This window comes from Pseudomonas sp. yb_2 (assembly GCF_043103905.1).
GTDB lineage: Bacteria > Pseudomonadota > Gammaproteobacteria > Pseudomonadales > Pseudomonadaceae > Aquipseudomonas > Aquipseudomonas alloputida.
Genome location: NZ_JBICKH010000089.1, coordinates 1 through 13,032, shown reverse-complemented (window position 1 = coordinate 13,032; position 13,032 = coordinate 1). Strand labels below are relative to the sequence as shown.

The window sequence follows — 13,032 nt, the reverse complement described above, 5'->3', positions numbered from 1 at the left end:
TCCGTCGAAACGTCTGTAAGAATTTTCCCTAAGCACTTCAATCTTTTACCCCTCAAGCCGATATCTCGGTCGATAGGCCCCGCACCGCGTCATGAGCGCGCTGCGCCCTCCCCTCATTGGCTCAAGGTCTCGAAACATGAACCTGAAATTTCGCCACAAGATCCTGCTCAGCGCCTGCGGCGTCGTGGTTTTGGCATTTGCCCTGTTCACGCTCTACAACGACTACCTGCAACGCAATACCATCCGCCAGAATATCGAAGCCTCGGTGCAGCAGTCCGGTGCACTGACCGCCAGCAGTGTGCAGAACTGGATGAGCGGGCGCATTCTGGTGCTGGAGAACCTGGCCCAGGACATCGGCCAGCAAGGCGCCGGCGACACCCTGGCAGGGCTGATCGAGCAGCCGTCCTACACGCGTAATTTCCTGTTCACCTACCTGGGCCAGGCCAACGGCGAATTCACCCAGCGCCCGGATGCCCAGATGCCCGCCGGTTACGACCCGCGCCAGCGCCCTTGGTATGGCGCCGCCGCCAACGCCGGGCAGACCGTGCTGACCGCCCCGTACCAGGGTGCAGTCGGTGGCCTGATGGTGACCATCGCCACGCCGGTGAAGAGCAAGCGCAATGGCGAACTGATCGGTGTAGTCGGCGGTGACGTGACCCTCGACACCCTCGTCGAGATCATCAACTCGGTCGACTTCGGCGGCATCGGTCACGCCTTCCTGGCCGACGCCAATGGCCAGGTGATCGTCAGCCCCAATAAAGACCAGGTGATGAAGAACCTCAAGGACATCTACCCAGGCAGCAACCTGCGGGTGGCCGCCGGCATGCAGGATGTCACCCTCGACGGCCAGGACCGCATCATCTCGTTCGCCCCGGTGGCCGGCCTGCCTTCGGCGCAGTGGTACATCGGGCTGTCGATCGACAGGGACAAGGCCTATGCCGCGCTCAGCCAGTTCCGCACCTCGGCGATCATTGCCATGCTGATTGCCGTGGCAGCCATCGCCGGCCTGCTCGGCCTGCTGATTCCGGTGCTGATGAGCCCGCTGACCACCATGGGCCGCGCCATGCGCGACATCGCCGAGGGTGAAGGTGACCTTACCCGCCGCCTGGCCGTGCAGAACAAGGACGAGTTCGGCGAACTGGCTACCTCGTTCAACCGTTTTGTCGAACGTATCCATGCCTCGATCAGCGAAGTGTCCTCGGCCACCCGCCTGGTGCATGACCTTTCGGAGAAAGTGGTCAGCGCGTCCAATGCGTCGATCATCGGGTCTGAAGAACAGAGCATGCGCACCAACAGCGTCGCTGCGGCCATCAACGAACTGGGCGCCGCCACCCAGGAAATCGCCCGCAACGCCGCAGATGCTTCACAACATGCCAGCGGTGCCAGCGAACAGGCGCACGGTGGCCGTGAAGTGGTTGAAGAAGCCATCAGCGCCATGACTGCCCTGTCGCAACGGATCAGCGAGTCGTGCGCGCAGATCGAAACGCTCAACGCCAGCACCGACGAAATCGGCAAGATCCTCGACGTGATCAAGGGCATTTCTCAGCAGACCAACCTGCTGGCACTGAACGCCGCCATCGAAGCGGCCCGTGCCGGTGAAGCCGGCCGTGGCTTTGCCGTGGTGGCCGACGAGGTGCGCAACCTGGCGCACCGTACCCAGGAGTCGGCGGAAGAAATCCACCGCATGATCACCAGCCTGCAGGTGGGCTCGCGCGAAGCGGTGCATACCATGAACACCAGCCAGGTTTCCAGCGAACAGACCGTGCAGGTGGCCAACCAGGCCGGCGAACGCCTGGCCAGCGTCACCCAGCGCATTGGCGAAATCGATGGCATGAACCAGTCGGTGGCGACAGCGACCGAAGAACAGACCGCCGTGGTCGAGAGCCTCAACCTGGACATCACCCAGATCAACGCCCTGAACCAGCAGGGGGTGGAGAACCTCAACGAGACCCTGCGCCATTGCGACCAGCTGGCCCAGCAGGCTGGGCGTTTGAAGCAGTTGGTGGGCAGCTTCAGGATTTAAACGCCGGGTTCAGGCGGCAACGGCCTATGCCTGTTGTCGCCTGTACCAGCCCCTTATGCCGCCACCGCCTTCGCAGCCCTGCCCCGCCGTACCCAGGCCAGCAATACCGCCGTCATCAGCACAAAGCCCAGGTAACCGAAGAACGGGTACACCTCACCCACCAGGCTGATGAACCCCACCAGGCTACAGCCGAGCGCCACCACCCCGGTCACCACCGAGCCCCAGCGGAACTTCGTCGTGCCCGCCGGCAACAGCCGCGAGAGGAAGGAAAACAGCGTGCCCACCGCGGTGTTGACGATCATGCCGAAGATGATCAGGCACATCACCAGCCCCAGCAGTGGTGACACTTCGTTGGCAATCGACAGCATCGGCATCGGCTGGTCGGCCACACTGTCCAGGCGCGACAGCAGCCCGGCACTCATCACCAGCATCAGGCCGCCTAGCGCCGCGCCACCGAGCAGGCCTCCCCACACCGCGGCTTTCTCACCCTTGGCCGAACCGCCCAGAATAGCCAGGATCGGCGCACCCGCGACGATGTTATACGACACATACAAGAACGCACCCAGCAGCCAATGGCGGGTGCCGGCCTGTTGCTGGCTGGCCACCTGATCGAGCGCAGCAAAGCTCTGCTCGCGGGTGATCACGGCATACAGCGCTATCGCCGAAGCCACCAGGATCAGCAAGGGTGTGATGGCGCCAATTGCAAGCATCATCTTGCGCACGTCCAGGCACACGATACCGACCACCACCAGCGTCACCAGCACACTGCCGGTCAAGGCCGGGATGCCGAACTGCTGCTCCAGCAATGCTCCACCGCCAGCCAGCATGACCACGGTGACGGCGAACATGAAAAAGGTGATCAACCAGTCGACGAACATGCCCAGGTGACGGCCGCAGATGGCCAAAATCACATCCTTGTGCGAGGTGGCCTGCTGACGATTGCCCAGCCCCGCCAGCGCCATGCCGAGAAAGGTGAACAAGGCGGCGCTGACCAGCGCGCCAGCCAAGCCCCACACACCGAAATCGACAAAGAACAACAACAGTTCCCGCCCTGAAGCGAACCCCGCCCCCACGATCACGCCGACAAATGCGCCGGCGATCTTCAGCTGCTCTTGCATGTGAACCTCTGGATTTATTGTTGTTTTGTCATCGCCGTCGCATACCGGTCGTAGGGGCGGCCTTGCAGCCCATCGCGACACAAGGTCGCCTCTACACGGGCTCTTTGCCCGGTCAGGCGTCGCCGACGAACGCCTGCACTTCGATCTCCACATCCACGCCCAGGGCCAACGCCGAGGCCACGGTGGAACGCACCGGTAGCGCCGCGCCGAAGAACGCCTTGTACACCTCGTTGAAGCCGGCGAAATGGCGCATGTCCGACAGCCAGACCGTGACCTTCACCACCTGGTCGAAACGCGCGCCACAGGCCGCCAGGCTTTCGGCGATACGCTCGCAGGCAGCACGGGTCTGGGTCTGGATATCACCGCGCACCACTTCGCCGCCGGCGCTCATCGGCACCTGCCCGGAGAGGAACAGAAAGCCACCGGCCTTTACCGCGCGGGAAAACGGGAACGGCAGGCTGCTGGGGAAACGCTGAATGTCATTGCTCATGGGATGCTCCTTTCAGGGTTGCTGGAAACGGGCCGGGGACAGGCGCTCGGGCGCCACGCCCTGGCTGACAAGGCTGGCACACAACGGCTGGCCCAGTAGCAGGTCGGCGGCCAGGCGCGAGGCGCCCGCTGCCGACTGGATGCCATAGCCCCCCTGGGCCGCCAGCCAGAAAAACGCGGGGGCATGCGCATCGAAACCGATCACCAGGTCGCCGTCGGCAACGAACGAACGCAACCCGGCCCAGGTGTGGCTCGGGCGGCGGATCGCCAGGGTGGTCATGGCTTCAATGTTGTAAATACCCAAGGCCACGTCGAACTCCTCGGGCGCGGCATCCTGGGGCTCAACCGGGTCGGCATTGGCTGGCGACCCCAATAGTTGGCCGGCATCAGGCTTGAAGTAGAAGCTTTCATCGACACCAATCACCGCAGGCCAGCGAGTAAAGTCCTGCTCTGCCGGACCAGGGAAGGTGAAGGCGCTACGACGGCACGGTTGCAAACCGATGCGCGCCACCCCGCACTGCTCGGCCACACGGTCCGCCCAGGCACCTGCAGCATTGACCAGACATCGGGCCTGCAGGCGGCGGCCATCAGCCAACTCCACCTGCCACACGTCGTCCAGGTAGCAGGCCTGGATCAGCTCGGCGTTGCAGCGCAGTTCACCGCCGGCAGTGCGATAACCACGCAAGAAGCCTTGGTGCAAGGCATGTACGTCAAGGTCCATCGCACCTGGCTCAAGCACCGCGCCGGCCAGGGTTTCGCCACGCAGGCTGGGTATCAGTGCCAAGGCCGCGTCCCGGTCCAGCAGGGTGACTTCTGTGCCATTGGCCAGGTTCTGCGCGAAAGTTTGCTCAAGCAGTTCCCGCTGCTCCAGGCTGGCCACATACAGACAGCCTCGCGGCTCCAGCAGCGGGTGCTCGCAGAAGCCCTGCGGTGGCGCTTCGTAGAAGGCCCGGCTGGCGCGGGTCAGTGCCTGGATCTGTGGGGTGCCGTAAGCCTCCATGAACATGGCCGCCGAACGCCCGGTGGAATGGTAGCCAGGCTGCGATTCACGCTCGACCAGCAGCACACGCTGCTGGCCGGCCAGGCGGTAGCCCAGCGAGGCGCCGGCGATGCCAGCACCGATGATCAGGGTGTCGTAGGTCGGGGTCATGCACGCTCCTGCCAGGCAATTATCATTTATGAGAATTCTAATATATGAGAATTTAGAAATGCGCAAGGGTCCAAGGTAAGATGCCCGACCACCGCCGCATGCCGAGATCCCTGAATGCCCGCAGCTCTTCCCCAGCTTGACCGTGCCGTCGTCGGCCAGCGCCTGCGCCAGGTGCGCAAGGCGCGCCAGATGACCCTCAAGCAATTGTCCGAAGCCAGTGGCGTGCCGCTGTCCACGTTGTCGAAGATGGAACTGGCACAGGTGTCGGTCAGCTATGAAAAACTGGCCGCTGCTGCGCGGGCGCTGAATGTCGATATTGCCCAGCTGTTCCGCGCCAGCGGCACGGTCAGTGCCCCGGTGCCGGTGACCGTGGTGGTCGACTCACTGCCCGCAGCGGCGGGTTATTCGACCGGCACCTACGACTATTATCCGATTGCCGGGAATTTCCCCGCACGACGCATGACACCGGCCTATGCCCGCATCATTGCCCGGGAACGCGGCCAGTTCGACGATTTTATCCGCCACCCCGGGCAAGAGTTCGCGCTGGTGCTGAGCGGGCGCGTGCGCATCGAGTTCGAGACCGGAGAAGCGGTCAGCATCGGGCCGCAGGAGACTGCGTATTTCGACAGCCAGGTGGGGCACATCTACCTGTCGGAAAGCGATGACGGTGGTGATGCCCATGTCATGGTAGTGATGACCGATCGTTGATCCGCTGCGCCTGCCGAGGCAAGCCTGGTTATAACCTAATAACGAACAAGTCTATTTGGCTATAAAAAAATCTATATGCTGACTGGCATCCGATAACGGGCAAAGTTGGGCAGTCGAGTAGCGTATGGATGTAGGTTCTTTCGGTTTCACCATTGCTGGCCTGGTCGTGGGCTTCATCGTCGGTATGACCGGCGTCGGTGGCGGCTCGCTGATGACCCCGATCCTTTTGTGGTTTGGCATCCACCCGGCGACCGCTGTCGGCACCGACCTGCTGTATGCAGCGATCACCAAGGCCAGTGGCGTCTGGGTGCATGCGCGCAACAAGAACATCGACTGGAAGATCACCGGCCTGCTCAGCCTGGGCAGCGTGCCCGCAGCGGCGCTGACCCTGTGGTTCCTCAGCACCCTGCACACCGATACCTCGGCGCTCAACGCCATCATCAAGCAAGGCCTGGCGGTGGTGCTGATCCTGACCGCCCTGGCCATCCTGTTCAAATCGCGCCTGCAGGCCTTCGCCAGCCGCCATGCCGGTGATCACTATCACCTCAGCGACCGCAGCCTGAACATCCTCACAGTGCTGACCGGCGTGGTGCTTGGAATAATGGTCACCCTCACCTCCATCGGTGCTGGCGCCCTGGGTACGGTGGCGCTGTTCCTGCTGTACCCGTTCCTGGTCACCCGTCGCCTGGTCGGTACCGAAATTGCCCACGCCGTGCCACTGACCTTGGTAGCGGGCCTGGGCCACGCGGGCATGGGCAACATGGATTGGTCGCTGCTGGGCTACCTGCTGCTGGGCTCGCTGCCAGGCATCTACCTGGGTAGCCACCTCACCGGGCGGATCTCCGACCGCGTGCTGCGCCCTTGCCTGGCAACGATGCTGCTGCTGATCGGTTACAAGCTGGCGTTCTGAGCCTTAGCCCAGGCGCAACCGCCACTGCCCGGTAAAGCTCAATTGCAGACGTGACAGCGGCAGCACGTCGATACGCTGCCCGGCACTCATCGGACACCCAAGCACCTGTACCAGCATGGCGCGCATGACCATCGGGTGGGTCACCGCCAGCCAGTCACCCGGCCTGTCGAAGGCCGCCAGCCAGGCGGCCTGGCGCTGGCATAGCGCAGCGAACGACTCACCACCATGCACGGCACTGGCCGGATCCTGCAGCCATTCGGCCAACGCCTGCGGTTGCTCGGCTTGTAGTTGCTTCAACGACACACCTTGCCAACGCCCAAGGTCGCAATCGGCCAAACCTGGCTCGATCTGTACTGCCCCCGTTAACCACGCTGCCGTCTCGCAAGCCCGCCGCTCTGGCGCACTCAGCAGTTGCACGCCTGAACGGTCGGCGTCTGACTGATGGGCTAGCGGCAGGATGCCGTCATCCGTATGGTGCAGGCGCCCGTTCTTCTGGGCCTGGGTCAGGGCATGGCAGATCAGGGTCAGGCGGATGGCTTTCACCAGGCATTTCTCGCAGCGGGCTGGGGTGCATGGTTTAGCACGCTGCGAGACGTTTGGCTGCAAGAATGTCGTCGGCCATTCGCGACCCGATTGAACCGCGATTGGGCCGCAGGGCGGCCCTTGGGATCAGAAGTTGATATTCAGCGCAGCAAACACCGCCCTGCCCGGCTGGTTATACGTGTTTGCCCCCGAGCTACTGGCGTTGCCGCCGCGCAGGATCTGCTTGTCGAAGACGTTGTTCACGCCTACCCGCACGTCGTAGTTGGCATTGAACTTGTACCCGGCACTCACGTCCACCAGGCCATAGGCCTCGACGTCCTGCTGGGCGGTCTTGTCGTAGTCCTGCTGGGTGCGGTAATCGTAGGTCGGCGATTTCTGCTTGCCGAAGTATGTACCCGCCAGCTGGAATGACAGTTGCTCGGTGGCGCGCCAGTCGAGGCTGGTGTTGACGGTGTATTCCGGGATCACCGACAGCGGCTCGCCCGTTTCGCGATTATCGTTGTCGAGCATCCACGTCAGGTTGGTGTTCCAGTCCAGGGTCGGGGCCAACTCGATGAAGAAGTTGCCTTCGACACCTTCCACCCGCGCCTTGCCAGCGTTGTCCCACTGCGTCACGCGGCTGCCGGTACCAATGGTGTAAAGCACATCGGTATCACCGATGATCTTGTTCTTATAGTCGTTGCGGAAGTAGGTGGCACTGGTGCGCCAGGTACCACGGTCGTACAGCAGGCCGATTTCCTTGTTGACGCTGATCTCGGGCTTGAGGTCGGCGTTGCCCTGCAGGTAACAGCCACCATTGTTGGTCTGTTGCACGCTGCAGCCATTACCGCGGCTGTACAGCAGGTAGTTGGGGTTGGACTGGTACAGGTTCGGAACCTTGTAGGCACGGGCGATGCCGCCTTTTACCGACAGCGCTTCGGTGAGCTTGTGCGACAGGTTCAGGCTGGGGCTGAAGTTGTCACCGAAGGTTTCATGGTGGTCGAAACGCAGGCCCGGCGTAAGGGTGGTGTCGCCAACGATGATGTTGTCTTCGACAAACAGCGCATAGCTGCGTGCGGTCATCTTCGAGCTGCTGCGATCGAAGCCGACAAGGCCGTCATTGTTGGTGGGGTCGGAGCTTTGCGGGCGCAACGAACCTTGGTCATTGAGGGTTTCGTACAGGTACTCGCCGCCCAAGGTAAGCACATGGTCTGTGCTGCCCATGGCGAACGGCAGGTTCACCTCACTGCTCAGGCGTGTGTTGCGTAAACGTGACATGGCTCCCCCTTCGTTGCTTGGGGCACCTTCGGTGCGGCCAGCCAAGCCCTCGTTAAGCCGCCAGTTGCGTACGTATTCGTAGGCCAGCGTGGTCTTGCTGGTACCCCAGGTGAAATCACCGAGGTGGGTCAGGTCATAAGTACTGCGCTGCATCACGTTGGTTTCGTGGCCGTAGAGGCTGGAGACGAAGTCGACATCTCCGCCGCCGTTGCTGTTCATGGTGTCGCCGGCAAAAATGTTGCCCTGACGGCTGTAGCCGGCACTGGCTTCGAGGCGGTGCTCGTCGTTCAGTTTCCAGCTCAGCAGGCCGTTGATGTCCTTGTTGCGAACGCCTTCCCGCCCCGCTACCAGGGCGCTGGTGGCATGCCCGGCGTTGATGTCCAGATCGTCGGCGTCAGTCTTGGCCAGGCCGCCGTACAGGCGCAAACCCAGGTTATCGGTCAGGCCGCCACCGAGGTTGAAGTTGGCTCGGCGGCTGGCGCCCTCTGCGCTGTCTTCCGGCAGCTGCGTGTACAGGCTGACGCTGCCTTTCAGCTCGTCGGAAGGGCGCTTGGTGATGATGTTGACCACCCCGCCCATGGCGCCAGAGCCATAGCGTGCGGCGGCCGGGCCACGCAGGATTTCGATGCGCTCGACCGCTTCGGCCGGCACCCAGTTGGTTTCACCCCGAGTATCACGGTCACCGTTCCAGCCATAGCGTACGGCGTTGCGCGCGCTGGATGGCTTGCCGTCGATGAGGATCAAGGTGTTTTCCGGGCCCATGCCGCGCAGGTCGATCTGCCGGTTGTTTCCGCGTGCCCCACTGGCACTGTTGCCGGTCAGGTTAACCCCGGGCTCGCGGCGGATGATGTCGGACAGGTCATTGGCCGGCGGGTGGCGCTTGATGTCTTCGGCCGTGATGATCGACGTGCCCAGGGCCTGTCGCGCCTCGCGCTCGGCGGTGATCAGGGTGTCCTGGATCACCAGAGCGTTGTCGGCGACGGGCACTTCCAGGACCTCACCCGCACGCCGCTCCTCGGACTCTGCCGCGGTCGCCAGCATGGACGGCGACGCCAGCGCAACGAACGCCAGGGCCAGGCTGTTGGGTGAAGTTCTGCACTGCATGGGTACATCTCCTGCGATTCATGAGCGAAAAGGCACATCCTTGTCGGAAACCGGGAGCCCTCGCCCACCGGCCCCGCACTCAGTTTGGCGGCCAACAGGGGTGGTAAATATAGAGAATCGCAAATGCGAGTAAATCTTATTTACGAAGTTTACATGTTTGTTACTGAACTTTGCTGAACCGTGATCTTTGCCACAGCGAAGCTTGTGAGCCACGCCGGACTGCCCCCTAAATTTGATAAGCCTTCGCGGTCGCCTGTAGGAGCGGGTTTACCCGCGAAACGGGCGAAGACACTCTCTGACGGAATAACCACCCCTGCATTTATGGAAAGTTTCGTCATCTCCACAGGCTGTTGCTGCTATCCACCTATCCAGTTTGCATCCTGTGTGCAGGCATCTACAGTTTCGACGTACAACGCTGCGGAGAGACCAGATGCGTGGCGATGACAACAGCTGCGCGAACACTGCCAAAAGCCCGCCGAAGATGCCCCGCAGTATCTGGGCGCTGGGCTTCGTGTCGATGTTGATGGACATTTCCTCGGAGATGATCCACGCCCTACTGCCCCTGTACATGGTCAGTGTGCTCGGCGCTTCGGTGATAGCGGTGGGGCTTGTCGAAGGAATCGCCGAGTCGACCGCATCGTTCACCAAGGTGTTCTCTGGTGCCCTCAGCGACCGACTGGGTAAACGCAAGCTGCTGACAGTCCTCGGCTACGGCCTCAGTGCGCTGATGAAGCCGGTATTTCCCATGGCTCCCGGACTTGAGTGGCTGACTGCGGCACGCTTCGTCGACCGCGTCGGCAAGGGTATTCGGGGGGGCCCACGCGATGCGCTGGTGGCCGATGTTACGCCGGTCGAGCTGCGCGGCGCGGCGTTCGGCCTGCGTCAGGCGCTCGATACCGTAGGCGCTATCCTCGGGCCATTGCTGGCGATCGTATTGATGTGGTTGACAGCGAGCCATTTCCAGACCGTGTTCTGGGTAGCTGTTATCCCGGCGTTCGTGGCGGTGTATATCCTGATTGCCTTCGTTCACGAACCTGCGGCCCCAGCGATGGGGCATCCGGTGCGCTCACCGTTGGCACTGCACGAGCTGCGGCGCCTCGGGCCGGTCTATTGGCGCCTGATCGGTCTGGCCACGTTGTTCACCCTCGCCCGTTTCAGCGAGGCGTTCTTGCTGCTGCGGGCTCAGAACATAGGCCTGACACCGCTGTGGGTGCCGGCGGTACTGGTATTGATGGCGATGGCCTACTCACTGTCGGCCTACCCTGCCGGCGTGTTGTCGGACCGAGTGGGGCGCCGTGGCGTGCTGATGGGCGGGCTAGGCCTGCTGATCACTGCCGACCTGCTGCTGGCCCTTTTGCCAGGATGGGTCGGGCTTGCCTTTGGGGTAACGGCCTGGGGCCTGCACCTGGGCTTCAGCCAGGGCATCTTCTCTGCCATGATCGCCGACAGCGCCCCCGCCAACTTGCGCGGTACCGCCTTCGGCCTGTTCAACCTGCTGACCGGTGCGGCGCTGCTGATAGCCAGCGTGGTAGCCGGATTGCTGTGGGAGCGTGCAGGGTTCCAGGCCACCTTCCTGGTGGGTGCGGGTTTTGCCGTCACCACCCTTGCAGGACTGACGCTGCTGCGCTGAACCTGGCTAACCTGGCGGTTCGCGACTGCCGCGTATGCAGGTTGAACAGTTCCATCCTGTAACCCGGACGCCCCCGCCGCAGAGGCCGAACGTCTGGACAGGGAGCGCCGCCTGCCGGTGAAGGCGTTCGAGTAAGGAGGTCGGCAATGCACGCAGTGAAGGGGCCAAGCTAATCGCGATGCCGGATGGCGATCTCACCCCCAAGCCGAACTAGGCCAGCACAGCCTCCTGCTCCAGTAACGACCAACCGCCATGCCCATCCACCTCAAGCCGGTGGGTGTGGAACGCTGCCAGTGTGCTGCGGTGGCCGACACTGACCAGCAATGCACTCGGCATCTCCGAACGCAACAACGCATACAGGGCATGCTCGAGCCCTTCATCCATTGCCGAGGTGGACTCGTCGAGGAACACCACCTGTGGCCGGTTGAACAGCACCCGGGCGAACGCCAGGCGCTGCTGCTCGCCCACCGAGAGGATGTGTGACCAGTCACAGCTGACGTCCAGACGCTCGGCGAGATGGGCCAGGTTGACCTGGCGCAACGCCTGCTGCATGAGCAGTTCATCCTTGGGGTTGCTGGCTGCCGGGTAGGCAATGACGGTACGCAAGTCACCTAGCGGCAGGTACGGGCGTTGCGACAGGAACAGTGCCTGATGGCCCGTTGGCCGCCTGACCTTGCCTTCGGCATACGGCCAAAGGCCCGCCAGGGCACGCAGCAGCGTGGTTTTACCACTGCCCGATGGCCCTTTGATCAACAACGCCTGGCCGGCATGCAGGCTCAGGTCCAGGTCGGCGATAAGGGCATGTCCGTCCGGGCGCAGCACCTGCAATCCCGTGATCTGCAGCGCATGCGCCTGGTCTTCGGTGGTGACGCGCGGCAACGCACTTGCCTGCTGGTTGGCATCGAGAAAGCCGGTGAGACGGTCAAGGGTCGCGCGGTACTGCGCGAACGCATCGTACGACTCACGGAAGAACGACAGAGAATCCTGCACCTGCCCAAAGGCCTGGGAAGTTTGCATGACGTCGCCCAGCTTGATCGCCCCACTGAAGAAGCGCGGCGCCTGAAGAATGAACGGAAACACAACAGCAACCTGACTGACACCCAAGTTGAAGCCACTGAACTTCAGGTTCCGGTACACCAATGCCCAGACATTCACGATCAAGGCAGCAAAACGGCCGAGCAACGTGCCCCGCTCGACTTGCGCACCTTGGTAGAAGGCGATGTTCTCAGCGTTCTCACGCAGGCGCATCAACGCGTAACGGAAGTTGGCGGTGAGTTTCTCGTTGAGGAAGTTAAGCCGGATCAGTGGGCGCCCGAGGCGGAAGGCGACCCAGGTGGCGATGATGACATACAGGTAAACGGCAAATACCATCGCCCGAGGGATCTCCACGCCGGCCACCGTCAACGGTGCTGACAGCCCCCAGAGGATGCCGGTGAACGCCACCAGTGAAACCAGCGCACTGACTGCGCCCAGGGCAAGGCTGACTGAGTTGGTGACGAAAGCGTTAACGTCCAGTTCGATACGCTGGTCAGGGTTGTCCACTGGCTCGGCAAGGAACTGGCCACGGTAATAGGCATCGCCCTGCATCCAGTCGTGGGTCAGGCGCTCGGTCAGCCAGACCCGCCACTTGATACTGAATGCCTGGCTGACATAGAAGGTGAACAGCGAGCGCAGCACATGGATGGTGGCCAGTACCGCGAAGACGCCGAGCAGGTACCAGAACGCCGCCTGGTCAAGGCCCTGCAAGGCGCTGTAGAAGCCGTTGTACCAAAACGAAAACAGCACGTTCAGGCGAACCGAAAACAGCGTCAGGACCAGCAGCAGGGCAAACACCAGCAACGGCCGCCAACTGCGCCTGAAACTGAAATAGGGCCCGGCAAGCTGCCAGAACTGGCTGCCCCAGCGTGTAAAACGCACGGCCAGAGTTGCGGCTGCAGTGAAGCTGACAAGGGTGATGAACGAGGCGATTGCCAGCCAGCTTAGGCTCTCTTGCAGGGCCTGATGCCAGTTCATTTCCATGGTAAGTATCCGTGCTGAGTATTTCCGCGAGCGTAGCATTACGCTGTCATTCGTCAGGTATAAATGACGCACATTTCATGA

At 62.4% G+C, this 13,032-nt stretch carries 10 protein-coding genes and 1 pseudogene; 5 read left to right on the top strand and 6 right to left on the bottom strand.

Translation table 11 applies throughout. The features are described from left to right. Positions 1-91 precede the first annotated feature (91 nt). Both mcpA and ACF8FB_RS25130 read left to right on the top strand, forming a co-directional pair. Positions 92-1,168, top strand: a pseudogene (gene mcpA / locus ACF8FB_RS25135) (methyl-accepting chemotaxis protein McpA); the annotation flags it as partial. A 114-nt stretch (positions 1,169-1,282) separates the two neighbouring features. Then, positions 1,283-2,023: a methyl-accepting chemotaxis protein gene (locus tag ACF8FB_RS25130; RefSeq protein WP_370290711.1), complete on the top strand. Its 741-nt coding sequence runs from the start codon at positions 1,283-1,285 to the stop codon at positions 2,021-2,023. 53 nt (positions 2,024-2,076) lie between these two features. On the opposite strand, the gene ACF8FB_RS25125 is transcribed toward ACF8FB_RS25130, so the two are convergent. The 3 genes from ACF8FB_RS25125 to ACF8FB_RS25115 all read right to left on the bottom strand — a co-directional run bounded on the left by ACF8FB_RS25125 (position 2,077) and on the right by ACF8FB_RS25115 (position 4,780). Beyond that, entirely contained in the window at positions 2,077-3,141 is a 1,065-nt protein-coding gene (locus tag ACF8FB_RS25125) for a membrane protein (RefSeq protein WP_010953224.1), read from the bottom strand. 112 nt (positions 3,142-3,253) lie between these two features. Further along, positions 3,254-3,631, bottom strand: a complete 378-nt coding sequence (locus ACF8FB_RS25120) for a RidA family protein (protein WP_010953223.1) — start codon at positions 3,629-3,631, stop codon at positions 3,254-3,256. 12 nt (positions 3,632-3,643) lie between these two features. Beyond that, the gene (locus ACF8FB_RS25115; protein WP_392512311.1) at positions 3,644-4,780 is read right to left on the bottom strand and encodes an NAD(P)/FAD-dependent oxidoreductase; all 1,137 of its coding nucleotides are present in this window, start codon (positions 4,778-4,780) and stop codon (positions 3,644-3,646) included. A gap of 114 nt (positions 4,781-4,894) precedes the next feature. On the opposite strand from ACF8FB_RS25115, the gene ACF8FB_RS25110 reads away from it, so the two are divergent. Both ACF8FB_RS25110 and ACF8FB_RS25105 read left to right on the top strand, forming a co-directional pair. Then, the gene (locus ACF8FB_RS25110) at positions 4,895-5,488 is read left to right on the top strand and encodes a helix-turn-helix domain-containing protein (RefSeq protein ID WP_392512310.1); all 594 of its coding nucleotides are present in this window, start codon (positions 4,895-4,897) and stop codon (positions 5,486-5,488) included. 124 nt (positions 5,489-5,612) lie between these two features. Further along, positions 5,613-6,398, top strand: a complete 786-nt coding sequence (locus ACF8FB_RS25105) for a sulfite exporter TauE/SafE family protein (RefSeq protein ID WP_010953220.1) — start codon at positions 5,613-5,615, stop codon at positions 6,396-6,398. A 3-nt stretch (positions 6,399-6,401) separates the two neighbouring features. On the opposite strand, the gene ACF8FB_RS25100 is transcribed toward ACF8FB_RS25105, so the two are convergent. Next, on the bottom strand, positions 6,402-6,941 hold the full coding sequence (locus ACF8FB_RS25100; protein ID WP_049587527.1) for a histidine phosphatase family protein: 540 nt from the start codon (positions 6,939-6,941) through the stop codon (positions 6,402-6,404). Between the two features lie 126 nt (positions 6,942-7,067). Then, entirely contained in the window at positions 7,068-9,302 is a 2,235-nt protein-coding gene (locus ACF8FB_RS25095) for a TonB-dependent siderophore receptor (RefSeq protein ID WP_392512304.1), read from the bottom strand. Between the two features lie 430 nt (positions 9,303-9,732). Between ACF8FB_RS25095 and ACF8FB_RS25090 the strand changes: the two genes are divergently transcribed. Further along, positions 9,733-10,932 carry an MFS transporter gene (locus tag ACF8FB_RS25090; protein WP_392512302.1) on the top strand — a complete coding sequence of 400 codons (1,200 nt, stop codon included), beginning with the start codon at positions 9,733-9,735 and terminating at the stop codon, positions 10,930-10,932. Between the two features lie 210 nt (positions 10,933-11,142). Here ACF8FB_RS25090 and ACF8FB_RS25085 read toward each other — a convergent pair whose 3' ends face one another. Further along, entirely contained in the window at positions 11,143-12,951 is a 1,809-nt protein-coding gene (locus tag ACF8FB_RS25085) for an ABC transporter ATP-binding protein/permease (protein ID WP_049587525.1), read from the bottom strand. Positions 12,952-13,032 lie beyond the last annotated feature (81 nt).

What these genes read in the sequence shown, in the direction of transcription:
- ACF8FB_RS25110 (WP_392512310.1), top strand. Translation starts at nt 4,895, where the DNA reads ATGCCCGCAGCTCTTCCCCAGCTTGACCGTGCCGTCGTCGGCCAGCGC.
- ACF8FB_RS25120 (WP_010953223.1), bottom strand. Translation starts at nt 3,631, where the DNA reads ATGAGCAATGACATTCAGCGTTTCCCCAGCAGCCTGCCGTTCCCGTTT.
- ACF8FB_RS25105 (WP_010953220.1), top strand. Translation starts at nt 5,613, where the DNA reads ATGGATGTAGGTTCTTTCGGTTTCACCATTGCTGGCCTGGTCGTGGGC.
- ACF8FB_RS25090 (WP_392512302.1), top strand. Translation starts at nt 9,733, where the DNA reads ATGCGTGGCGATGACAACAGCTGCGCGAACACTGCCAAAAGCCCGCCG.
- ACF8FB_RS25095 (WP_392512304.1), bottom strand. Translation starts at nt 9,302, where the DNA reads ATGCAGTGCAGAACTTCACCCAACAGCCTGGCCCTGGCGTTCGTTGCG.
- ACF8FB_RS25130 (WP_370290711.1), top strand. Translation starts at nt 1,283, where the DNA reads ATGCGCACCAACAGCGTCGCTGCGGCCATCAACGAACTGGGCGCCGCC.
- ACF8FB_RS25085 (WP_049587525.1), bottom strand. Translation starts at nt 12,951, where the DNA reads ATGGAAATGAACTGGCATCAGGCCCTGCAAGAGAGCCTAAGCTGGCTG.
- ACF8FB_RS25125 (WP_010953224.1), bottom strand. Translation starts at nt 3,141, where the DNA reads ATGCAAGAGCAGCTGAAGATCGCCGGCGCATTTGTCGGCGTGATCGTG.
- ACF8FB_RS25115 (WP_392512311.1), bottom strand. Translation starts at nt 4,780, where the DNA reads ATGACCCCGACCTACGACACCCTGATCATCGGTGCTGGCATCGCCGGC.